This window comes from Mesoterricola silvestris, assembly GCF_030295405.1.
Taxonomy (GTDB): Bacteria; Acidobacteriota; Holophagae; order Holophagales; family Holophagaceae; genus Mesoterricola; species Mesoterricola silvestris.
The window spans coordinates 1,402,660-1,422,517 of sequence record NZ_AP027080.1 but is presented as its reverse complement, the minus strand read 5'-3'; the positions used below and the strand labels follow the sequence as shown (position 1 = coordinate 1,422,517).

16 protein-coding genes are annotated in these 19,858 nt (G+C 68.4%); 9 read left to right on the top strand and 7 right to left on the bottom strand.

All coding sequences use genetic code 11. From position 1 onward, the window contains the following. Window positions 1-23: 23 nt before the first annotated feature. The 5 genes from malE to R2J76_RS05895 all read right to left on the bottom strand — a co-directional run bounded on the left by malE (window position 24) and on the right by R2J76_RS05895 (window position 7,247). A complete protein-coding gene (gene malE, locus R2J76_RS05915) occupies window positions 24-1,226 on the bottom strand; it encodes a maltose/maltodextrin ABC transporter substrate-binding protein MalE (protein WP_316414886.1) in 1,203 nt (400 codons plus the stop codon). Window positions 1,227-1,265: 39 nt separating this feature from the next. Next, window positions 1,266-2,360: an ABC transporter ATP-binding protein gene (locus R2J76_RS05910; protein WP_316414885.1), complete on the bottom strand. Its 1,095-nt coding sequence runs from the start codon at window positions 2,358-2,360 to the stop codon at window positions 1,266-1,268. A 56-nt stretch (window positions 2,361-2,416) separates the two neighbouring features. After that, window positions 2,417-4,090 (bottom strand): alpha-amylase family glycosyl hydrolase, encoded by a 1,674-nt coding sequence (locus R2J76_RS05905; RefSeq protein WP_316414884.1) that lies wholly within the window; start codon window positions 4,088-4,090, stop codon window positions 2,417-2,419. 92 nt (window positions 4,091-4,182) lie between these two features. After that, the gene (locus R2J76_RS05900; protein ID WP_316414883.1) at window positions 4,183-5,538 is read right to left on the bottom strand and encodes a maltoporin; all 1,356 of its coding nucleotides are present in this window, start codon (window positions 5,536-5,538) and stop codon (window positions 4,183-4,185) included. A 44-nt stretch (window positions 5,539-5,582) separates the two neighbouring features. Beyond that, the gene (locus R2J76_RS05895; protein ID WP_316414882.1) at window positions 5,583-7,247 is read right to left on the bottom strand and encodes an alpha-glucosidase; all 1,665 of its coding nucleotides are present in this window, start codon (window positions 7,245-7,247) and stop codon (window positions 5,583-5,585) included. Between the two features lie 255 nt (window positions 7,248-7,502). Between R2J76_RS05895 and R2J76_RS05890 the strand changes: the two genes are divergently transcribed. The 3 genes from R2J76_RS05890 to R2J76_RS05880 are packed head-to-tail and all read left to right on the top strand — an operon-like array spanning window position 7,503 to window position 9,911. Continuing rightward, window positions 7,503-8,546, top strand: a complete 1,044-nt coding sequence (locus tag R2J76_RS05890; RefSeq protein WP_316414881.1) for a glucokinase — start codon at window positions 7,503-7,505, stop codon at window positions 8,544-8,546. Next, the gene (locus R2J76_RS05885) at window positions 8,543-9,511 is read left to right on the top strand and encodes a LacI family DNA-binding transcriptional regulator (RefSeq protein WP_316414880.1); all 969 of its coding nucleotides are present in this window, start codon (window positions 8,543-8,545) and stop codon (window positions 9,509-9,511) included. The genes R2J76_RS05890 and R2J76_RS05885 overlap by 4 nt, the downstream gene beginning before the upstream one ends. A gap of 19 nt (window positions 9,512-9,530) precedes the next feature. Then, complete coding sequence (locus tag R2J76_RS05880; protein WP_316414879.1) at window positions 9,531-9,911, top strand: PilZ domain-containing protein; 381 nt, start codon at window positions 9,531-9,533, stop codon at window positions 9,909-9,911. A gap of 19 nt (window positions 9,912-9,930) precedes the next feature. On the opposite strand, the gene R2J76_RS05875 is transcribed toward R2J76_RS05880, so the two are convergent. Further along, entirely contained in the window at window positions 9,931-11,520 is a 1,590-nt protein-coding gene (locus R2J76_RS05875; RefSeq protein ID WP_316414878.1) for a methyl-accepting chemotaxis protein, read from the bottom strand. Between the two features lie 192 nt (window positions 11,521-11,712). Between R2J76_RS05875 and R2J76_RS05870 the strand changes: the two genes are divergently transcribed. The 6 genes from R2J76_RS05870 (at window position 11,713) to R2J76_RS05845 (ending at window position 18,641) form a co-directional block, all read left to right on the top strand. After that, window positions 11,713-12,252: a hypothetical protein gene (locus tag R2J76_RS05870; RefSeq protein WP_316414877.1), complete on the top strand. Its 540-nt coding sequence runs from the start codon at window positions 11,713-11,715 to the stop codon at window positions 12,250-12,252. Between the two features lie 22 nt (window positions 12,253-12,274). After that, complete coding sequence (locus R2J76_RS05865; protein WP_316414876.1) at window positions 12,275-13,192, top strand: 4Fe-4S dicluster domain-containing protein; 918 nt, start codon at window positions 12,275-12,277, stop codon at window positions 13,190-13,192. A 4-nt stretch (window positions 13,193-13,196) separates the two neighbouring features. Further along, window positions 13,197-14,456 carry a sulfate reduction electron transfer complex DsrMKJOP subunit DsrP gene (gene dsrP, locus R2J76_RS05860; protein WP_316414875.1) on the top strand — a complete coding sequence of 420 codons (1,260 nt, stop codon included), beginning with the start codon at window positions 13,197-13,199 and terminating at the stop codon, window positions 14,454-14,456. A 49-nt stretch (window positions 14,457-14,505) separates the two neighbouring features. Then, complete coding sequence (locus tag R2J76_RS05855) at window positions 14,506-16,149, top strand: SpoIIE family protein phosphatase (RefSeq protein WP_316414874.1); 1,644 nt, start codon at window positions 14,506-14,508, stop codon at window positions 16,147-16,149. Continuing rightward, window positions 16,137-17,750 (top strand): serine/threonine-protein kinase, encoded by a 1,614-nt coding sequence (locus R2J76_RS05850; RefSeq protein WP_316414873.1) that lies wholly within the window; start codon window positions 16,137-16,139, stop codon window positions 17,748-17,750. The genes R2J76_RS05855 and R2J76_RS05850 overlap by 13 nt, the downstream gene beginning before the upstream one ends. A 66-nt stretch (window positions 17,751-17,816) precedes the next feature. Beyond that, window positions 17,817-18,641, top strand: coding sequence for a DUF3667 domain-containing protein (locus R2J76_RS05845; RefSeq protein ID WP_316414872.1), 825 nt, complete (start codon window positions 17,817-17,819; stop codon window positions 18,639-18,641). 10 nt (window positions 18,642-18,651) lie between these two features. Here the strand turns inward: R2J76_RS05845 and R2J76_RS05840 are convergent, their stop codons facing one another. Then, window positions 18,652-19,824 (bottom strand): pentapeptide repeat-containing protein, encoded by a 1,173-nt coding sequence (locus R2J76_RS05840; RefSeq protein WP_316414871.1) that lies wholly within the window; start codon window positions 19,822-19,824, stop codon window positions 18,652-18,654. Window positions 19,825-19,858 lie beyond the last annotated feature (34 nt).

Sequence of the window (19,858 nt, the reverse complement as noted above, 5' to 3'; positions counted from 1 at the left end):
GGGCCCCCCGCCCTTGGATGGGCCTACTTGGCGAGGATCCGCTTGGCGGCGGCGTCCATGGCTTCCTTGGGGCTCCGGCGGCCGTCGGTCATGCTGCCCAGGGCGCTCAGCATGGCGGCCCAGAAGCGGCCCATCTTGGGGTTGTTGGGCATGATGATGCCGTCCTTGGCGCTGGCCATGGTGGCCTGGACCCGGGGATCGCCCTTGAGCTGGTTGAAGAAGGCCATGTTGGCGGGGGCGCCCAGGGGCACGTCGGCGTTGATCTTCTTGAGGCCGTCGGGGGTGAGCATCCAGTTCTCGATGAACTCCTTGGCGATGGCGGGGTTCTTGCTGGCCTTGGGGATCATGCAGCCGGTGACGCCGACCATGGGCCGGGAGGGCTTGCCGTCCACGGAGGGGAGCTTGGCGACGCCGTAGTTGATCTTGGCCTTGGCCACGTTCTCCCAGGCCCAGGCGCCGCTGATCATCATGCCGATCTTGCCGGCGGCCATCTGGGCTTCCATTTCGGCGTAGCCGGCCTCGGGGGGCATGACCTCCTCCTTGATGAGGCGGTCCAGGAGGGCGGCGCCCTTGATGGCCCCGGCGTTGTTCACGCCCGTGTCGGTCTCGTCATAGGTGCCGTCGGCGCGCCGCTTGAAGGCGTAGCCGCCGTTGGCCTGCAGCATGGGGAAGGTGAAGTAGGTGTTGTTGTAGTCCCAGAGGATGGCGTGCTTGCCCTGGGGCTTGAGCTTCTTCTCGATGGCGAACACCTCGTCCCAGGTCTTGGGGGGCACGGGCACCAGGTTCTTGTTGTAGATGAGGCCCACGGCCTCGATGGACAGGGGGTAGCCCCAGGTCTTGCCCTGGATGGTGAAGGCGTCCCAGGCCATGGGCACGACGCCGTCCTTGAACTTCTTGTTGGGGCGCACTTCCGTGAGGAGGCCCCCCGCCATCCACTCGCCGACGCGGTCGTGGGCCCAGATCCAGATGTCGGGACCCTTGCCTTCGCTGGAGGCCTGCTGGAACTTGCCCGGGGCGTCCTCGGGGTGCTCCACGACGACCTTGATGCCGGTCTTCTTCGTGAAGTCGTCGCCCACCTTCTGCAGGCCCTTGTAGCCCTTGTCCCCGTTGATCCAGATGGTCAGCGGCCCCTTGGGGGCGGCGGCGGTCAGGGCGGTGCAGAGGCCACCCGCCACGACCAGCGCGGCGGCGGTGGCGAACCTGGCGAACTTCGTTTGGGTGCTCACGGGTTTTCTCCTTGATGATGGGGCGTGGATGGGGAGGCCTCAGTCCTTGGGAAGGACCTTGCCGGATGCGTCGAACAGGTAGCAGTGCTCCGCGGGGAACGTCAGGAAGGCGCTGTCGCCCGTGGTGAGGGGGTTCTCGGGGTCGGATTTCACGGTGAGGGTCTCGGTGCTGCTGGGGGCCACCACGTAGAGGTAGGTGATGTCCCCCAGGTGCTCGGCCAGCTGGATCCGGGCCGGGGCGGCGCCTTCAGCGCCCTGCCGGGAGGCCAGGAGGTGCTCGGGGCGCACGCCCAGGGTCAGGGGGGAGCCCGGCGCCAGGCCCTGGGCCTTCGCCTGAACCCGGAGGGTGGTGCCGTCCGTGAGGCTCACCCGGGCGTGGCCGTCCTCCGCCGACACCAGGGTGCAGGCCAGGAAATTCATCTTCGGCGAGCCGATGAAGCCGGCCACGAAGAGATTGGCGGGCTTGTGGTAGAGCTCCAGGGGCGAGCCCACCTGCTCGATGAGGCCCTTGTTGATCACCACGATGCGGTTGGCAAGGGTCATGGCCTCCACCTGGTCGTGGGTGACGTAGACCATGGTGGTCTGGAGCTCGTGATGGAGCCGGCTCAGCTCCACGCGCATCTGCACCCGCAGGGCGGCGTCCAGGTTGCTGAGGGGTTCGTCGAAGAGGAACACGTCGGGCTTGCGCACGATGGCCCTGCCGATGGCCACGCGCTGGCGCTGGCCCCCGGAAAGGGCCTTGGGCTTGCGGTCCAGGAGGGGCTCGATCTGGAGGATGGCCGCGGCCCGGGCCACGGCGGCGGCGATCTCCTGCTTGGAGGCGCCGGCCAGCTTGAGGCCGAAGGCCATGTTCTCGGCCACGGTCATGTGGGGGTACAGCGCGTAGCTCTGGAAGACCATGGCGATGCCGCGCTTGGAGGGCGGCACGTCGTTGACCACCTTGCCGCCGATGCGCAGCTCCCCGGCCGTGATCTCCTCCAGCCCCGCGATGCACCGCAGGAGGGTGGACTTGCCGCACCCCGAGGGGCCGACGAAGACGACGAACTCGCCGTCCTTGATCTCCAGGTCGAGGCCTTGGAGGATCATGGCGTCGCCATAGGCCTTTTTCAGTGCTGTGATCTTCAGGTCGCCCATGAGATTGCTTCCAGGAGGATGGAGAGGTGGGAATGCGGATACGAGTCTAGGACCGGTTACTGGATATCGCCATGGAGGTTGCCCTTGAAGGTGCCGCCGCCGGCGTGGAGGACCCGCACGCCGTAGGGCGGCAGGGCGGCCACGGTGTACCGGGTTCCGGCCAGGGAATTGTAGGTTTTCGTGTCGCCAATAATTGCGTTCACGGCGGCATCCGGCGCCACGCCGTTGGCCGTGAGGTCCGTGAGCACCGCCGTCTGGGCCGTGGCCGTGAGGTTGGCCACCACCACCACGCGCTCCGCCCCCGCGGACCGGATGCAGGCCAGGATCTTGCCCGGCCCCAGGTCGGTGGCCAGGGTCGCGTAGCCCCCCCTCAGGGCCGGGTAGGCGCTGCGGGCCTTATTCAAATACTTGACCCAGCTAAGGATGGAATCAGGCTGCGAGGCCTGGGCGGTCACCGCCGCCCAGTCCATGGCCCCGCGCAGGTTCAGGTCGGAGCCCGAGGCGCCGGTCATGCCCACTTCGTTGCCGTAATAGATGATGGGGGTGCCCGGGGAGAGGAGGTTCAGGGCCTCGGCCAGGATGATCCGGGGGCGGTTCGCCGCGTACTGGGTTCCGGGCCGGGAGATCACGTTGTCGTGGTTGGAATCGAAGGTGGCGGACCGGTACCCCGCGGGGTAGGTGTCCCGCTCGTACTCCCACAGGGAGGTGAGCTGCGTGGCATCCGAACCGTTGATGGCGTTGAAGATGGCCCAGGGGGCGCTGAAGTCCAGGCAGAGGTGGAATTCGTTGGCGCCGCTGCCGTAGTAGGGCGCGACGCCCGCGGCGTCGTTGGTCCAGGCTTCGGCCATCATCATCTTGCCGCTGTACTTGGCCGCGTCCCCGCCGGGGCGGGGATGGGCGTTGCCGGGGGCCAGGTAGCCGTCGATCACCGACCGGAACTCCTGGAGCCGCGCGTGGGTGTCGGGGGTGTCCGCGGCCTTGCCGGGGCCCGATTCGCAGAGGTAGCGCACGGCATCCACCCGCATGCCGTCGAAACCCCGGTCCAGCCAGTAGCTCTCCACGGTCTGCATGGTGGAGCGCACTTCGGGATTGTAGTAGTTCAGGTCCGCGTCCCCGGAGAAGGCCGAGTAGTAGAACGCGCCTTCGTATTCCTTCCACACATCGGAGGACGTGCCGCCCCCCCAGGGAAAGCCCCAGCCCGAGGGCAGCGTGGACTGCCAAACGTAGAAGTTCCGCTTGGCGGGATCGTCCATCCAGGGATGGGAGGCCGATGTGTGGTTGGGGACGAAATCGAAGATGATCCGCATGCCCCGGGCGTGGGTCGCGTCGATGAGGTTCTTCAGGTCCGACTTCAGGCCGAACCGGTTGTTGACCGCGTAGTAGTCCGTGGTGTCGTACCCATGCATGTTCGCGCCCTTGTTGGTGCACTCGAAGATGGGGGACAGCCACAGGGTGTTCACCCCCAGGGACTGGAGGTAGTCCAGCTTGCCCTGGAGCCCGGGCAGGTCGCCGATGCCGTCGTTGTAGATGCCGTCGGCGAAGCTCTTGACCCAGACCTGGTAGATGATGGCGTCGTCGTACCAGCGGGCAGGGTTCTCCATCTGCTGGCCGGCGGCGATGACGGAAGTGTCCGCCGGGTACGCGGGAGACGGAGTTCCCCCCCCACCCCCCGCGCATCCCAGCGGCCCCACGAGACCCAGGGTCGTCGCGAGGAGCCAGGTCAGGCGCATGGAGCCCCCCCTCGGCCCCCGGCGGGAGTTCCCGCGCCGGGGACGGCTTGCGTCATGGCCGAAGGGGAGGCGTTCCATCCGTCAGGTCCTTCCTACCACCAGGCTTCGATCTGGGCGCCGAAGGTCACGCCCTGGGTGTCGGCGCCGAAGTGGCCCTCGCCCACCTTGTTCCACCTGTTGGCGTTATCGTTCCACTGGCCGCGGGTCACGAAGATGCGGATGGAGGGACGGCTCCAGAAGGAGGCCTGGGGGCTCCACTGCAGGGCCAGGGTCTCCTTGAAGAGGTGCCGGTCCTCGGACTCGTTGTCGAACTTCAGCTTGTCGAAGCCCAGTTCGGCCGCGATGCTGAAGTGCTTGGTGAAGAAATACATGGGCCGGACGCCGAAGGACTGCCAGCTGTTGGTGTTGCCGGCGAAGGCGTTCTTGCCGTTCTGCTTCCGGTAGATGGCGGTGGCGCCGACTTCAAGGTTCTGCATGGGCTTGAAGTACAGGGAGTCCATGAGCATCCACCAGGTGTTCTCCGTCTTCACCTCGGGGTTGTACCAGTTCCAGAAGGTGTTGCCGTTGCCGTAGGTGGCGTAGACGCGGTTGTCGCCGCCGAGGACGTTGGACTGGTTGTAGATCAGGCTGTACTGGGTGCCCTTGTTGTTCATGCCGGCGGCGTCGGCCTTGGCGTCGCCGTGGGCGTCGTTGTACTGGTAGCCCAGAGTCAGGCTGCCGCCCTGCCAGAGCTTGATGTCGCTGAAGCGGAGGTCGTGGGAACCGATCACGAAGTGTCCGCTGCCGCCCACCCACTGGCTGTAGGGGGCCAGCTGGCCGCGGATGGCGCCGTTGTTCCAGTCGCTGACGATGTTGCCGGAATCGTGCTGGATGAAGGCGTAGTGGAACTTGGCGAAGCCCAGGTTCATGCCCTCGACGCCGACGCCGTCGCCGCTGTCGTTCCAGTACCACTGGTCGCGCATGTGGAGGTCCTGGCGCATGTAGAAGCGGCGCCCGGCCCACAGGGTGGCGTCCTTGAAGAGCTGGCCCTTGCCGAAGATGCCGGAGGCCTCGCCCCAGGCTTCACGCACCCACACCTGCTGGGTCTGGTTTCCGGCCTTGCTGTTGTCCACATCGCCGCCGGCGTCGGCCGAGGCGTCGCGCACCTGGTAGTAGCCGCGGAAGGAGGGGCGGAAGTGCAGCTTGAAGGATTCCTCGCCCTTGTCGTAGGCGCGCACGTCGAAGGCCAGTTCCAGGTAGTTGTCGGTCTCGTTGCCGAGGCGGTAGCCGGGGCCGCCGGTGGGGGAGCCGCCGGTGTTGGCGAGGAAGAAGGAGACCTGCTCGCCGCCGTTGGAGGAGCGGCCGACGCCGGAGCGCATGTAGCCGTGGAGGTCGAAGGTGTCCTGGGCGGACAGGGTTCCGCAGGCGATCGCCAGCGGCAGCGCAGCCAGGAAAAGTTTGTTCTTCATGGGATTGGCTCCTTGAAGATGCCGCATCGCGGCGGTTGGTGGGGTTACTGCTGGGTTGAAGGGCGGGATTGCCCGAAGAACCCGCCCCAGGGAGCCAGGCTGAGTCGCCGTCCCTTGAGGGGGGCGGGTTCCAGGCCATGGCCAAGGAGCGGATCGATGTGAGGCGGAAGGGTGTACTCGGCCGGAAGGGGCCCGAGGTTGAAGACGGCGAGGATGGACTGCTCCGGGCTCTCCCGCCGGAGGACCAGGAGGGGATCGGCGGCCCGGAGGAAGGTGATGGAACCCTTGCGCAGGGCGGGCTGCAGGCGGCGCCAGGCCAGGAAGGTGCGGTAGAAGTCCAGGACGGAGCCCGGCGTCCCGGCCTGCACGGACACGGCCCGCGCCAGGTGCTCGGCGGGCATGGGCAGCCAGGAGTCCACGCCGGAAAAGCCTCCGAAGGGGGCCTCGGGGGTCCAGGGGATGGGGGTGCGGCACCCGTCCCGGCCCTTGAAGTCCGGCCAGAAGGCGATGCCGTAGGGATCCGTGAGGCGGTTCTTGGGCACCACGGCCTCGGTGAGGCCCAGTTCCTCCCCCTGGTAGACGCAGAAGGTCCCCCGCAGGGAGCCCAGCATGGCCAGGAGCACCTTGGGGAAGGCCGGGTCCTGGGTGCCGTTGCCCCAGCGGCTCACCACCCGCGCGCAGTCGTGGTTGGAAAGGGACCAGCAGGCCCAGCCGCTGCCGGCCTTCACCCGCTTCTCGAAGGCCTCCACCGCCCCGCGGATGCGCGCCACGCTGAACTCGTCCGTGAGGAGGTGCATGCCGTAGGCCATGTGGAGCTTGTCGCCGCCGCCGGTGTATTCGGCCATGGTCGCCAGGGAATCCTCGTCGCCCACCTCGCCCACGCTCACGGCGCCGTAGGCGTCCAGCAGGGCCCGGACCCGGCGCAGGAAGGGCAGGTTCTCGGGCCGGGTCTTGTCGAAGCGGTGCACCTGCATGCCGTACGGGTTGCCGGGGCGCACGGAGGAGACTTCCAGGGCCTTGCCCCGGGCCGGGGGATTGTTGCGCAGGGCCGGATCGTGGAAGTGGAAGTTGCAGGCGTCGAACCGGAAGCCGTCCACCCCGCGCTCCAGCCAGAACCGGCACTCCTCGAGCATCTGGTCCTGCACCGCCTGGCAGTGGAAATTCAGGTCGGGCTGGGATTCCAGGAAATTGTGCAGGTAGTACTGGCGCCGGCGGGGCTCCCAGGCCCAGGCGGCCCCCCCGAACACCGACTGCCAGTTGGAGGGCGGGGTCCCGTCCGGCCTGGGATCCGCCCACACGTACCAGTCGCTGCGGGCGTTGGTGCGGTTCGAGCGGCTCTCCTTGAACCAGGGGTGCTGGTCAGAGGAATGGGAGAGCACCTGGTCGATGAGCACCTTCAGGCCCAGCTTGTGGGCCTTTTCCACCAGCTCGTCGAAGTCGGCCAGGCTCCCGAAGATGGGATCCACGTTCCGGTAGTCCGACACGTCATAGCCGAAATCCCGCATGGGCGAGGTGAAGAAGGGGGAGATCCAGATGGCCTCGATGCCCAGGTCGGCGATGTAGGGCAGGTGGGCGGTGATTCCCGGCAGGTCCCCCACGCCGTCCCCGTTGGTGTCCTGGAAGCTCCGGGGGTAGATCTGGTAGATCGAGGCCCCCCGCCACCATTCGGCCCGGCGGGTGCCCTGGTCTTCCTTGAACTGCGAAGTCATGATTCGATTCCTTTTGGGCTCGCCCGAAGGTGTCCTACTGATTTGCTCAACAACTCTAGTCGAAAGAAATGGCTGCAACCGGTTACAAAACGCAGGCGAAAAAGGGGGCCCATTGGCCGTCTGCTTAAGGGATTGTGAAAACACCCTGGCGCCCAGGGATTGAAACCGGTTACAAAGAAGTCACGCAATGTTTGGCTAATCAAGGTAGTGTTGTCAACAAGAAAAATTTCGCGCTGTGAATTTCAGGAGCCTGCCATGACCACGGGAAGCCCGGAACGGATCGTCCTCGCCGCGGACGTGGGGGGGACCAATTTGACCCTGGCGCTCCTGGCGGGAACCCCAGGCCGGGTCCGCATGCTGCGCAAGGCGCCCTTCGCCACCGCGTCGGAGTCCGACCTGGGGGCGCCGGTGGCGCGGTTCCTCCGGGACTGCGCGGACCTGGGTCCGCCCACGGCCTTCTGCGTCTCCGGCGCCGGGCAGGTGCGGGAGGGCCGGATCCGGCTCACCAACGCCGGCCTGGACATCCACGGCCCGGCCCTGGAGGCCCAGCTGGGCATCCCGGTGGCCCTGGTCAACGACTTCACCGCCGTGGCCCAGGGGGTCCTGCTCCTGGACCCCGACGACGGCGAACAGCTCCTGGCCCTGCCCCACGGCGAAGGCCCCGGACCCCGGCCGGACCCCGAGGGCACGGTGCTGGTGGTGGGCGCCGGCACGGGCCTGGGGGTGGGCTTCATCACCCGCGGCCCCGGGAGCCCCCGGGTGCACCCCAGCGAAGGCGGGCACATCGGCCTTCCCGTCACCGGACCCGAGACGCTGGAGCTGTGGGAGCACCTCGGCCGAAAGTACCCGGGGCCTCCCGGCGCCGAGACCGCCGTGTCGGGCCCCGGCATCGCCACCCTCCACCGGTTCCTGCTGGAATCCGGGCGCTTCGCCCCCACCCCGGCCTCCGCGGCGATCCTCGCCCTGCCCGAGGCCCGGCGCCCCGGGGCCATCGCGGGGGAGGCCGGGGACCCCGCCTGCCGCAGGGCCATGGAGCTGTTCGTGGAGCTCTACGCCCGGGTCTGCGCCGAACTGAGCGCGGTGTTCATCCCCACGGGAGGGCTCTTCCTGGCCGGGGGCATCGCCTCCAAGAACGCCGCGCTCTTCCTGGAGGGACGGCGCTTCACGTCCACCTTCGACCGCAACTACCGCGAGCACATCGACCACATCACCCGGGCCACGCCGGTCCACATCGTCCGGGACTACGACGTGAGCCTCTACGGCGCCGCGGACGCCGCCCTCCGGCTGGGGCGGCCATGAAGATCACCATCGGCGAAATCGCCCGCCAGGCCAACGTGTCCAAGGGCACCGTCAGCCGGGTCATCAACGGCAAGTCCACGGTGGCCGAGACCACCCGCAAGAACGTCCTGGCCGTGATGAAGCGCCTGGGCTACGAGCCCGACCCCGTCGCCCGGGAGCTCTCCATGCGCACCAAGCACACCCTGGGCATCTGGGTGGGCGCCGGGGAGAACCGGCTCTCCCCCTACTTCAACCTCATCTGGCGGGCCCTCCTGCGGGAGATGCAGGTGCGGGCCACCCAGGTGGTGGAACTGCCCGAGGACATCGGCGGCGTGCGCACCCGCTTCGACGCGGTGCTGGTCTTCCACAGCGACGGGGTGGACGCGCGCCTGGACCTGCTCCGGGAGCGGGGCGTCCCCGCGGTGCTCATCGGCCACCATCCCGGGATCTCCTGCGTGGCCCCGGACGACAAGGGCGGCGGACGCCTGGCGGCCCACAGCCTCCTGTCCCTGGGCCACCGGGACCTGCTGCACCTCACCGTGGGCTGCGAGGTCCAATGGGCCTCCGACCGCGCCAACGGGTTCACCTCGGTCCTGGCGGCCTCCAGCCTTCCGGGGATCCGGTCGGTGACCGTGAAGGGGGAGGGCTCCGTCCTGGGCGGGTACCGCCTCATGCGGAACGCCTGGCTCCAGGGGCACCGCCCCACCGGGGTGTTCTGCGCCACGGACGAGATCGCCGTGGGGGCCCTGGGGGCCCTGGCCGATCTCGGGGTCCAGGTGCCCGGCCAGGTTTCGGTGCTGGGCTTCGACGGACTGGTGGAACTGCACCCCGGACTGGCCTCGGTGGCCCAGGATATCCCGGCCATCGCCCACCAGGCGGTGTCCCTGGCCCTGGCCGCCATCGGCAAGGACACGGTTCACCAGACCATCGTTCCCGTGGCCCTCATCGAAGGAACCACCCTGGGACCCGCTCCGAAGGTATCCTAGAGGGACCGAGGACGCCGCCATGACCCCCGATTCTGAAAAGCGCGAATTCACAAGGGTCCCCATCACCTTCGACGTGCGGCTCACCGTGGACGGCCGGCCCATCGAAGGCGCCCAGGTCAAGGACCTCAGCATGAAGGGCATGCTCGTCCTCACGGACGAGCGCTTCGCGGTGGGCACGCCTTGCCAGGCGGTCATCTCCCTGGTCCAGGGGGAGGTGGAGATCCGCACCTCCGGCACCGTCGCCGCCACCAATCCCCGGGGCTTCGGCATGGAGTTCGCCACCATCGACGGCCTGGAAAGCTACATCCACCTGAGGAACCTGGTCATCTTCAACTCCCCCGACGTGGAGAAGGTCGAGGAGGAACTCCAGGCCCACGCGGGGATCCGCCGCAAGACCTAGATATTACTTGGACAGGCTCCTAGACCTTGAATCCGTCCACCACGTGCCGGAGGCCCTCGGCAACCCCGGCCAGGTCGTCGGAGGTCTTGGTGATTTCCGATACCGTCGCGGACAGTTCCTGGGTGGCCGAGGCGTTCTGGGCGAGGCCCTGGGCGGTGTGGGCCATGCGCTGGGCCACGTCCCGGCTGGTCTCCTCCTGGGCCCGGCTGAGGGAGCCGATCTCCTGGATGCTGGCGGCGATGCCGGTGATGCGCTCGCCGATGGTCCGCAGGTTGTCCAGGCTCACCTTCACCCCCTCCACGCCGCCGGCCACCGCGTCCTGGGTGCGCTGGTTGAGCTCGGCGATCTCCAGGGCCGCGGTGCGGGACCTTTCGGCGAGCTTGCGCACCTCCTCGGCCACCACCGCGAAGCCCTTGCCCGCGCTGCCGGCCTTGGCGGCCTCGATGGCGGCGTTCAGGCTGAGCAGGTTGGTCTGGCGCGCGATGTCCTGGATCACCTGCACGGCCTTGACCACCCGGCCCGTGGCCTCCCGGATCTCCTCCATGCCCTGGGCGGCCCCCTGCCCCGCCTCGGCGCCCCGGGCCGTGTCCTCCACGGCCTTGTCGGACTGGGCCCCGGTCTGGGCCGTGCGCTCCCGCATGGTCTCCACGTTCCCGCTGAGGCTGCGCATGGCCTGGGAGACCTGTTCCCCGGCGCCCTTGAGCTCCTCGCTCACCCTGGCGATGTCGTGGACGGCCCGGGCCATCTCCTGGGAGGTGGCGGCCAGCTCCGCGCTGCCGGAGGCCACGCGCTCGGCGTAGCTGGAGATGTCCCGCACCGTGGCCCTCATCTTGCCGTTGTAGCCGTTGAAGGCCTCCGCGGCCTCGCCGATCTCGTCCCGCGCGGCCACATCGATGCGCTTGGGCAGGTCGCTTTCCCGCAGGCCCTGGACCAGCTGCAGGAGGGGCCTGACCATGGCCCGGGAGCGGTTGCGGGAGATGTAGGCCACGATGGCGGCCACCGCCAGGGCGCCCCCCAGGAGCGCGAAGGAGATCCGCCACATCTCCGCGTTGATGTCGTCCACGTAGATGCCGGCCCCCACCACCCAGTCCCAGTCCGGCACGCGCTTGGCGAAGGCCGATTTCGGGAAGAGGCCCTCCTTGCCGGGCTTGCCGTAGGGATAGTCGTAGAATCCGCCCTCGGGCACGCTGGAAGCCTCCCGCAGGGCCTTGACGATGGCCAGGGTGGCGGGGGGAAGTTCGCTGGAGGGCTTGTTCTCCAACTGCTTGGCCAGGGGCAGCACCAGGATCGTGTGGCCGGGCCCGTGGATGAACACGTAGTTCTTGTCGGCGAACCGGATGGCGTTCACGAGTTCCTTGGCCCGCCTCTGGGCCTCCTCCTGGGTCATGCGCCCCGCCTTGGCCTCCGCGGCGAGACCCGCCACCTGCGCCTGGGCGCTCTCCACCACATTCCGCAGCCCTTCCTTCTTGGCGCCCAGGAGGAGGGCGTGCACCGTAGGCAGCATGTAGGCCGCGATGAGGACCAGGAAGCAGGCCACGGGGATCATGGCGGTGCCGAAGACCTTGCCCGCCAGGGACTGGAAATAGGACCTCAGGGAACTGGCTGCCATCGCGAGCCTCCGGACCGGATTGGGAAGAGTGGGCACAAACTACCATCGAATCGGATATTTAAACAGTGCGGGCCCCCCACTCGGGAAAAAGGATCCGATATTCCGCAATTGACAACCGCGGCGCCCGTGGGATAGTGCACCCACCCAATCCCACCCCAGACTTCCTGCCCGGAACCGGGCCGAGGAGTTGAAATGGCCCCATCCACCCCGCGCCTCCTGCGGACGCTCCTGCCTGGACTCCTGGCCCTGGGCCGCCTCGCCCTGGCCACGCCCCCGGCCCCGCCGGGGGTGGACCCCATGGACATCCAGGCCCCGCCCCCGCCCTTCACGGACGGCATCTTCCCCTGTTCCTCCTGCCATGACCCCAAGACGATGCCGCCCAACCCCCGGCGCCGGCCCCTGGAGGGCATGCATGCGGACATCGAGCTCCACCACGGGCCCGAAAGCCGGTGGTGCCTGGATTGCCACGATCTCCTGAACCGGGACCGCCTCCACCTGGTGGGCGGCGAGAAGGTGGAATTCACCGCCTCGTACCTCCTCTGCGGGCAGTGCCACGGCGACAAGCTCCGGGACTGGCGCGTGGGGGTGCACGGCAAGCGCACCGGGAGCTGGAACGGGCCGAAGCAGTACTTCCTGTGCGTGCATTGCCACAACCCCCATTCGCCGCGCTTCCGGCCCCTCAAGCCCCTGCCGCCGCCGGTGCCGCCGGACCGGATCAGGGCCCGCAAATGAACCCATCGAGCCGGAGCACACCATGAGCGACGATTCCAGCCGGCACCTCCGCATGACCCGCAGGAACTCCCGGCGCGCGTTCCTGGGCGGGGCCCTGGCCGCCGCGGCCGGCGCCCTGGCCACGGGCTGCGGGAAGGAGGGCATGGAGGCCTTCCTCCAGCGCAATTTCCGGGAACTCTCCAGGGACGACCTGGACCGGATCATCCGGCGCCTGGAAGGCGAGGCCCAGCGCAAGTACGGGAGGAGGATCCGCATCGGCGCCGAACCGGCGATGCAGGGGGTCGTCTTCGGGTACGCCCTGGACCTGTCCCGGTGCGTGGGGTGCCGCCGCTGCGTCCACGCCTGCGTGAAGGAGAACAACCCGTCCCGGGATCCGGAGATCCAGTGGATCCGGGTCCTGGAGATGGAAAAGGAGAAGGGCGTCGACCTGGAGGCCGCCGACGCCTACTACGATCCGGCCGAGGTGCCCAGGGAGGGCCACTTCTACATGCCCGTCCAGTGCCAGCAGTGCAGGAACCCTCCCTGCGTGAAGGTGTGCCCCGTGGGCGCCACCTGGAAGGAGAAGGACGGGATCGTGGTGGTGGACTACAACTGGTGCATCGGGTGCCGCTACTGCATGGCGGCCTGCCCCTACGGGGCCCGGCACTTCAACTGGGCCGAACCCGGAATCCCCTCCGCCGACCTCAATCCCGTTACCCACTACCTGGGCAACCGCCCGCGGCCCAAGGGCGTGGTGGAGAAGTGCACCTTCTGCATCCAGCGAACCCGGAAGGGGCTCTACCCGGCCTGCGTGGAGATCTGCCCCACCGGCTCCCGGAAGTTCGGCAACCTGGCCGACCCGAAGAGCGAGATCCGCTACATCCTCGAGAACAAGCGGGTCTTCCTCTTCAAGGGCGAGCTCAATACCCAACCGCGGTTCTTCTACTTCTACGGGGTGTGAGGCCATGGAGACGCTGCGGACCTTCGGTCATTTCACGCGCGACAGCCTCGCGCTCCTCGTCAGGGGAGACCGCTACTACTACGGCTGGATCGCCTTCCTCCTGCTGCTCATGGCCCTGGGGGGATTCGCCTACGCGGCCCAGGTGCGCGAGGGGCTCATCGTCACCCACATGCGCGACCAGGTGTCGTGGGGCTTCTACATCGGCAATTTCACCTTCCTGGTGGGCGTCGCGGCCGCGGCCATCATGCTGGTGATCCCCGCCTACGTCTACCACTGGGGCCCCATCAAGGAGATAACCCTCCTGGGCGAACTCCTGGCGGTGAGCGCCCTGGTCATGTGCCTGGGCTTCGTCCTGGTGGACATCGGCAGGGTGGACCGGTTCTGGCACATCATCCCCTTCGTGGGGCGCCTCAACCTGCCCAGCTCCCTCCTGGCCTGGGACGTGCTGGCCCTCAACGGCTACCTGCTCCTCAACTGGACGGTGGTGACCTATCTCCTCTACTGCAGCTACACCGGGAAGGCCTACAACAGGTCCATCGTCATCCCCCTGGTGCTGAGCTCGATCCCCATGGCCGTGAGCATCCACACGGTCACCGCCTTCCTGTACAACGGCCTCGCTGCGCGTCCCTTCTGGAATTCCGCCATCCTCGCGCCCCGCTTCCTGGCGTCCGCGTTCTGCTCGGGCCCGGCCATCCTGCTCATCCTCCTCCAGATCCTCCGGAGGACCACGCGGCTGAAGGTCCAGGACGAGGCCATCTTCAAGGTGGCCGAGCTCATGGCCTACACCATGGGCTTCAACCTCCTGCTCACGGCCGCCGAGGTGTTCAAGGAGTTCTACTCCAACACCGAGCACCTGGTGTTCATCCGGTACCTCTTCTTCGGCCTCAAGGGCCACACCGGCCTCGTGCCCTTCGCCTGGGCCTCCATCCTCACGGGGGCCGTCGCCTTCCTCCTCTTCCTCGTTCCCAGGACCCGCACCAACTGGGTGACCCTCAACATCGGGTGCGTGCTCATCTACGCGTCGGTCTACATCGAGAAGGGCATGGCCCTGATCATCCCGGGCCTGACGCCGGACGTGCTGGGCGACATCTACGTCTACCGCCCCTCCCTGACGGAGCTGCTGGTGGCTGCGGGGATCTTCGCCATGGGCTTCCTGGTCTTCACCCTCATGCTGAAGATCGCGGTGCCCCTCATGCTGGGGGAGTTCCCCGGCCCGGCTTCCAAGGGCCAACCCCTCCGGAAACCAGCCGCTTATATTTCATAGTTGACAAGTCAAGAAATCCGACAAAGATGGCCACACCAAAGGCAATTCCATGGCCGAACTCTGGATCCGCCTACCCGACCGGGCCCCCGTAAAACTCGGGCGGGAACGCGCGGCGCTCACCATCGGCCGGGATCCCGGCAACGACCTGGTCCTGGAGGATTCCAGCCTGTCCCGGAACCACGCCCGGCTCACCTGGCGGGAAGGGACGGCCATGCTGGAGGACCTGGGCTCCCGCAACGGCACCCTGGTGAACGGCGACCGCCTCCTGGAACCCCGGCGGGTGAAGGGGGGGGACGAGATCGTCTTCGGGAGGCTCAGCATCCGCCTGGAAGAGGGCCCGGACGCCCCGCAGGACCCGGACTCCAGCGTCTCCTTCCTCATGGAGGTGGACCGGCTGCGTTCCTCCTCCCCGGGGACCCGGGACACCGCGTCCGCCCAGCGGTGGAAGGAGGCCCTGGACCTCGTCCACGCCCTCAGCCTGGACATGCTGGGCGACGTCACCACCGAGATGATGCTGTGGGACCTGCTGGAGCGGCTCTTCACGTTCCTGAAGCCCGGGCGGGGCGCGGTGCTCCTGCGGGACGCCAAGGGGGCCATGGCCCAGGTGGCGGCGCGTTCCCGCTCCAGGGGCCAGGACTTCCAGGTGGAGCTGTCCAGGACGATGCTCGAGGCCGCCGTGGAGCGCAGGGAGGCCCTGCTCATCAACAACCCCCTGCTGGATTCCCGGCTGGCCCAGGCCCAGTCCATCGTGACCAGCGGCGTGACCTCTATCATGACCGTGCCCCTGGAGCACGGCGGCGAGGTGGTGGGCATCATCTACATGGACGCCGGACCCATGCGCGGGGCCTTCACGGAGGAGGACCTCCGGCTGGTGGCGGTGGTGAGCCACATGGCCGCCGCCAAGATCCGCACCACCCGCCTCCTGGAGGAGCTGGTCGTCAAGCGGACCATGGAGAAGGAGCTGGAGGTGGCCCGGAGGATCCAGGAGCGGCTGCTTCCCGACCGGTGCCCGGCCCTGGAGGGCTTCGAGCTCTTCGGGATCAACGTGGCCTGCTGGAACGTCTCGGGGGACCTCTACGGGTTCTGGCCCGGGCCCGGAGGCAGGACCTGGCTGGCCATCGCGGACGTCTCCGGCAAGGGCATCGGGCCCGGCCTCCTCATGGCCACGTTCCAGGCCCTCATGCAGGCCTGGACCGAGGGCGCCGAGAGCCCCGCGATCCTCGCCGCCAAGATCAGCCTGGCCCTCAGCAAGCGCACCACCACCAATCGCTTCATCACCGCCTTCCTGGCGCTCCTGGATCCCGCGGCCCGGACCCTGACCTTCACCAACGCCGGGCACAATCCCATCCCCCTGCTGAAGGCGGACGGGACCGTGGAGGAGCTCCCCTCCCAGGGCTTCCCCCTGGCGATGTTCCCGGGCCGGGAGTACGGCCAGGGCACGGTCCGGCTCGGACCGGGGGACCTGCTCTTCCTGTACACGGACGGCATCACCGAGGCCGCCGATCCGGAGGGGGTGGAATTCGACCTGGCCAGGGTGTGCCGGACCCTGCGGGATCTGGGCCCCCTGCCCCTGCCCGACCTCAACGCGGGCCTGGTCGCCGCCCTCCAGGAGCACACCCGGGGCGCGCCGGCCACCGACGACCGGACCATCGTCATGGTGCGGTGCGTCCAGGAGGGGACATGGACTTCGTAGACCCCGCGGCCATCGGTCGGTACACGGTCCTGCAACGGCTGGGCGCCGGGGCCATGGGGGTCGTGTACCTGGCCCAGGACCCGCTCCTGAAGCGGCGGGTGGCCGTGAAGATCGTGCAGAAGACCCGTTCGGATTCCGAGACCATGATCGCGCGGTTCCAGCGGGAGTCCGAGATCAGCGCCCAGCTCAACCATCCCAACATCATCACCGTCTTCGATGTGGGAGACGATCCCGAGGCGGGCCCCTTCCTCACCATGGAGTTCGTGGACGGGAGCTCGCTCTCCAGGATCCTTTCCCAGGAGGTCCTGGACCCCGAGACCGCCCTTGACTGGCTCACCCAGCTGGGCCAGGCCCTGGTGGCGGCGGAGCGCGCCGGGGTCGTCCACCGGGACATCAAGCCCGAGAACATCCTGGTGAGCCGGGATTCCCAGCTCAAGCTCACGGACTTCGGTCTCGCCCGGGACGACGACAGCAGTCTCACCCACACCGGGACCATGATGGGCACCCCCACCCACACGGCGCCGGAGCTCCTCGGGGGCGACCGCGCCACGCCCGCCACGGACCGGTGGGCCTTCACCGTCATGGCCTTCCAGATGGTCCTGGGCACCCTCCCCTTCCCCGGGGAGACCCTGTCCTCCGTGCTGAGCGCCATCGCCCACGACGCCCCCGCCATTCCCCCCCGCACCCCCGCGCCGCTGGCCAGGGTCTTCATCAAGGCCCTCCACAAGGACCCCACCCGGCGCTACGAATCCATCCTGGCCTTCCTGACGGCCCTGGCGGAGGCCCTGGGCCTGAAGGACAAGCTCGTGACCAAGGGCCTCGGCGCCGAGGGCGGGGCCGCCGCCTCCCACCCCTCCTCGCCCCGGCTGCAAAAGCCCGAGGAGACCGAGGCCTTCGCCCTGCCCGTCCCGGCGGCCACGGGGCCACCCAGGTCCCGCTCCGTCCCGGCCCCCCCCAAGCCGGTGGCCCCCCTCACGGGCCCCCCCCCGGGCCTCTTCAAGGGGGAGTCCGGCCCTTCATCCGGCGCGCCCCGGTCCTCGCCCCCCCATGGCATTCCCCTGGCGGGCCGTGCCGCCACGTCTCACCCCAAGGGCTGGACGCCGATCCTCACCCCCGCCCCCACCCGCCGCGGCGGCGCGGTGCTGTGGCTCGTGGCCGCCGCGGCCGCCGTGGCCCTCTTCTTCCTGTACCCCCGGACCATCAAGGTGCAGACCACGCCGCCCCAGGCCCAGGTCGTGCTGGACGGCAAGCCCGTGGGCCAGACGCCCTTCCGGGGTTCGGTCACCTTCGGCAGGCATCTCCTGGAAGTCAGCCTGAACGGCTACGACACCGTCGTCCAGGAAATCAGCCCGGGCCAGGGCCCCCTGGACCTGGTGCTCCAGCCCGCCACCGCCTGGGCCGACATCCACAGCACGCCCTCCGGAGCCGCCGTGACCCTGGACGGGCGCCCCGTGGGCACGACGCCCTGCTCCGGAGTCCCCGTGCCCGACCGGCCCGCGGTGCTGGTGGTGACCCTGCGGGGCTTCAGGCGGTGGGAGGGCAGGCTGGGACCGGGGGACCGCCCGCCGATGCCCATCGTCCTGCGAAAGGATGGGAAGTAGGGACCCGGGGGGATGGACCGTCCTGGCGGATGCTATGGTTGAATTTCCACGACCTCAGTGAGCCCCATGACCTCCACCGGATCCTGCCTCGATTGCGGCACGCCGCTCCACGGCCCCTTCTGCTCCCAGTGCGGCCAGCACCGCCAGGACCGGGACCTGCGCCTCGGGCACGTCCTGAAGGAGGCGGTCCTGGAGTTCTTCAACCTGGATTCGAGGCTGGTGGCGACGCTGCGCCTTCTCTTCCTGCGGCCCGGGGAGCTCACCCTCGCCTACTTCGCCGGGCACCGGGCGCGGTTCCTGCCGCCCTTCCGGCTCTACGTGTTCGTGAGCATCCTCCTGTTCATGCTGCTGGGTTCTGCGGGCACCTCCACCCGCGCCCCGGGGAAGGGGCGCGCCAACGTGATCGTCCAGGTGGACGACGAGGCCCCGCTCCCCGAAGCCGCGCCCGCGAAGAAGCCGGGCCGGATCAAGCGGGGCATCCTCAAGGCCAAGGAGAACCCCGAGGCCTTCAAGGCCGTGCTCCTCCTGTGGATCTCCAGGGTCATGTTCCTGCTGCTGCCCGCCTTCGCCGCGCTCCTGCTCCTCTTCCACGCCGGGAGCGGAACCTACTTCGTGGAGCACGTCATCTTCTCCCTCCACTTCCACGCCTACGCATTCAGCGTCTTCATCGTCCAGGAAATCCTGGCCAAGGCGCCCTGGGGGCTGGTGCGCGTGGCCGGGGGACTCCTGTTCCTCGCCCTGCCCGTGCACCTTTGCCTCGCCCTGAAGCGCGTGCACGGCGGGAAGGCCTGGAAGCGGCATCTCCGGGGGATCGCGCTCAGCGGAACCTACCTGGTGGTGGTGGGGACGGTGCTGGTCACGGTCGTGCTGCTGGTGATCACCCGGGGGTAGGGGCGCGCCGCTACCCGTCCCTGAGCCTCTCGTCCGAGGCCCCCACCACCGTGGCGCTGTTCACCAGCAGCAGCGGGAAGTGGCTCTCCTCCTCCACCGGCGCGTCGTGGGCGCCGAAGCGGCAGTTGCGCAGCACCAGGAACCCGTCATGGTTGGCCAGGTAGTCCGATACGCGGATGTCCTCCTCGATGGCGAGGCTCCCGGTGACGGTGCCCCCTTCCAGGAGGAACGAGACCCGGTGGACGTGGTACTGGGCCGTGGGTTCCGGCAGCTGCAGCAGCGCCAGGTCGCAGTCGGGCATCACCAGCAGGGCCTTGCCCCTCCGCAGGGCGAAAAAGCGCAGCTCCATCTCAAGGTAGGGCAGGATGACGCCGGTGAGCTTCAGCATGTCGCCGGAAAGGTTCAGGTACTCCAGGAACCCGTGCATGGTGGGCACGTGGAAGGTGCCCCGGATCCAGCCGCCGGTGGTGTAGATGACCGAGGCGATGCCCCGAAGGGGGGGATGGTACTTGGTCTTGCGCGCCGGGGCGCCCTTCGTGGAATCGCCCATGGGGCGGAGGGCGTTGTAGTCCACGGTGGTGGTGACCCTGAAGACGTCCAGCAGCGACCTTCCGGATTCCGGCTCGTCCAGCTCGATGCCCCCGGCGATGTCCCCCTGGAGCACCGCGGGATCCACCCCGAGGGCGCCCTCGAAGGTGGCGCCCATGATGTTGGCGCCCCGGAACATGGCCCCCCGAAGGAAGGCCCGGCCGAAGTTGGCGTCGGACAGCACCGCCCGGCGGAAATCCGTGCCGCTGCACTTGGCGAAATGGAGATCGGCCTTGGCCAGGTCGGACTGGGTGAAGTCCGCCTGGGAGAGATCCGCCTGGCGCAGGCTGGCCTCCACCATCTTCGCGTTGGTCATGTTGGCCTCCACCAGGATCGCCTTCTGGAGATTGGCCCGGGAGAGGTCCGAACCGGAAAGGTTCGTGCCGGAGAGGTCGGCTTCGTAGAGGATCGCCCGGGTGAGGTTGGTCTCCAGGAAATGGGAGCCCTGGAGCCGGCAGGAGGTCAGGTCCGCCCCGCTCAGGTTCGTCCTGCGGAAGTCGATCCCCCGCAGATCCAGGCCGGAAAGGTTCGCGAACTCGAGCGAAACCTTGTTCTTCACGTGCTCGATGACATCGTCCCGCGTCAGTTCGGCCATGGCACCACCCTCTCCGGGTTTCGAAGCTGCCCGA

Excerpts from the sequence above, each read along its gene's own strand:
- R2J76_RS05840 (WP_316414871.1), bottom strand. The coding sequence starts at position 19,824 with ATGGCCGAACTGACGCGGGACGATGTCATCGAGCACGTGAAGAACAAG.
- R2J76_RS05850 (WP_316414873.1), top strand. The coding sequence starts at position 16,137 with ATGGACTTCGTAGACCCCGCGGCCATCGGTCGGTACACGGTCCTGCAA.
- R2J76_RS05870 (WP_316414877.1), top strand. The coding sequence starts at position 11,713 with ATGGCCCCATCCACCCCGCGCCTCCTGCGGACGCTCCTGCCTGGACTC.
- dsrP (WP_316414875.1), top strand. The coding sequence starts at position 13,197 with ATGGAGACGCTGCGGACCTTCGGTCATTTCACGCGCGACAGCCTCGCG.
- R2J76_RS05875 (WP_316414878.1), bottom strand. The coding sequence starts at position 11,520 with ATGGCAGCCAGTTCCCTGAGGTCCTATTTCCAGTCCCTGGCGGGCAAG.
- R2J76_RS05890 (WP_316414881.1), top strand. The coding sequence starts at position 7,503 with ATGACCACGGGAAGCCCGGAACGGATCGTCCTCGCCGCGGACGTGGGG.
- R2J76_RS05905 (WP_316414884.1), bottom strand. The coding sequence starts at position 4,090 with ATGCGCCTGACCTGGCTCCTCGCGACGACCCTGGGTCTCGTGGGGCCG.
- R2J76_RS05845 (WP_316414872.1), top strand. The coding sequence starts at position 17,817 with ATGACCTCCACCGGATCCTGCCTCGATTGCGGCACGCCGCTCCACGGC.
- R2J76_RS05895 (WP_316414882.1), bottom strand. The coding sequence starts at position 7,247 with ATGACTTCGCAGTTCAAGGAAGACCAGGGCACCCGCCGGGCCGAATGG.
- R2J76_RS05900 (WP_316414883.1), bottom strand. The coding sequence starts at position 5,538 with ATGAAGAACAAACTTTTCCTGGCTGCGCTGCCGCTGGCGATCGCCTGC.
- R2J76_RS05910 (WP_316414885.1), bottom strand. The coding sequence starts at position 2,360 with ATGGGCGACCTGAAGATCACAGCACTGAAAAAGGCCTATGGCGACGCC.
- R2J76_RS05885 (WP_316414880.1), top strand. The coding sequence starts at position 8,543 with ATGAAGATCACCATCGGCGAAATCGCCCGCCAGGCCAACGTGTCCAAG.
- R2J76_RS05855 (WP_316414874.1), top strand. The coding sequence starts at position 14,506 with ATGGCCGAACTCTGGATCCGCCTACCCGACCGGGCCCCCGTAAAACTC.
- R2J76_RS05865 (WP_316414876.1), top strand. The coding sequence starts at position 12,275 with ATGAGCGACGATTCCAGCCGGCACCTCCGCATGACCCGCAGGAACTCC.
- R2J76_RS05880 (WP_316414879.1), top strand. The coding sequence starts at position 9,531 with ATGACCCCCGATTCTGAAAAGCGCGAATTCACAAGGGTCCCCATCACC.